The sequence below is a fragment of the Actinomycetota bacterium genome (assembly GCA_005774595.1).
Taxonomy (GTDB): domain Bacteria; phylum Actinomycetota; class Coriobacteriia; order Anaerosomatales; family D1FN1-002; genus D1FN1-002.
This window is the reverse complement of record VAUM01000400.1, coordinates 1-1,538: the sequence shown is the minus strand read 5'-3', so window position 1 is coordinate 1,538 and position 1,538 is coordinate 1. Positions and strand designations below refer to the sequence as shown.

The window sequence follows — 1,538 nt, the reverse complement described above, 5'->3', positions numbered from 1 at the left end:
GGCCTGCTCGTCGGCGTCATCGTGATCGTGGGCGCGCTGACGTTCTTCCCTGCGTACGCGCTCGGGCCCATCCTCGAGCACTTCGCCATGCTCGCCGGCCGGGTGTTCTAGAGGGACGGTGACGGTGACCACGCACATGGACAGGGACGCCGCCGAGCCGAAGCCCGCCTCGCGGCGCGGCTCGATGGCCGACACGGCGCTGATCGGGCGCGCGGTCGCCGACGCCTTCGTGAAGCTGGACCCGCGCCGTCTCTACCGCAACCCGGTGATGATGGTCGTCGAGGTCGGGAGCGTGGTCACGAGCGCGTATGCGGTCTCGGCGGTCGCGACGCGGCGCGACGATGCGGCGTTCCTCGTCGCCATCGCGCTGTGGCTGTGGTTCACGGTTCTGTTCGCCAACTTCGCCGAGGCGATGGCCGAGGGCCGCGGCAAGGCGCAGGCGGCCGCGCTGCGCGGGATGCGCACCGACACCGTCGCCAACCGCGTGACCGAGGGGGGCGCGACCGAGACGGTGCCGGCCTCGGCGCTGAGGCGCGGCGACGTCGTCGTGGTCACCGCCGGTGAGGTCATCCCCGGCGACGGCGACGTGATCGAGGGCATCGCCTCGGTCGATGAGTCGGCCATCACCGGCGAGTCCGCGCCCGTGATCCGCGAGAGCGGCGGGGACCGCTCGGCGGTCACCGGCGGGACGAAGGTGCTGTCCGACCGCATCGTCGTGCGGATCACCTCGGACCCGGGTGAGACGTTCCTGGACCGCATGATCTCGCTCGTCGAGGGCGCGAGCCGCGCCAAGACCCCGAACGAGATCGCGCTCGACATCCTGCTCATCGCGCTGACCATCGTGTTCGTTCTCGTTGTGACGAGCCTGCAGTCCTTCGCGCGCTATTCGGGCGAGCAGGTCTCGGTCAGCGTGCTGATCGCGTTGCTCGTGTGCCTGATCCCGACGACCATCGGCGGGCTGCTGTCCGCGATCGGCATCGCCGGGATGGACCGGCTGGTGCGCCGCAACGTGCTCGCGATGTCCGGGCGCGCGGTCGAGGCCGCGGGCGACGTCGACACGCTGCTGCTCGACAAGACCGGGACGATCACGTTCGGCAACCGTCAGGCCGCCGAGTTCCTGCCGGTGCCCGGGGTCGAGGAGCACGAGCTCGCCGACGCGGCGCAGCTCGCGTCTCTGTCCGACGAGACGCCCGAGGGCCGCTCGATCGTCGTGCTCGCCAAGGGGCTCGGCATCCGCGAGCGCCACCTCGATCCGGACACGACCGCGTTCGTGCCGTTCACCGCGCAGACCCGCATGAGCGGCGTGGACGCCGAGGGCCGTCAGTTGCGCAAAGGCGCGGCGGACGCCGTGCGCGCGTGGGTCGAGTCGGTCGGCGGCACCGTTCCCGCCGAGTTCGACGCGCTCGTCCGCCACGTCTCCGAGAGCGGCGGCACGCCGCTGGCGGGGGCAGGGGGCGCGCGGGGCCCCGGCGCCATCCACCTCAAAGACCTCCGGGAGGGCGGCACCCGCGAGCGGTTGGGCCAACCGGGCGCGGTGG

Annotated in this window: 2 protein-coding genes; both read left to right on the top strand. The window is 72.4% G+C overall.

Annotated features, from left to right (window positions below; all coding sequences use genetic code 11):
• The coding region (locus FDZ70_10490; GenBank protein TLM66454.1) for an ATPase at nucleotides 1-111 on the top strand (111 nt) is incomplete at its 5' end.
• A 25-nt stretch (nucleotides 112-136) separates the two neighbouring features.
• Nucleotides 137-1,538 (top strand): potassium-transporting ATPase subunit KdpB (kdpB, locus tag FDZ70_10485; GenBank protein ID TLM66453.1); only part of this gene is annotated, 1,402 nt, incomplete at its 3' end.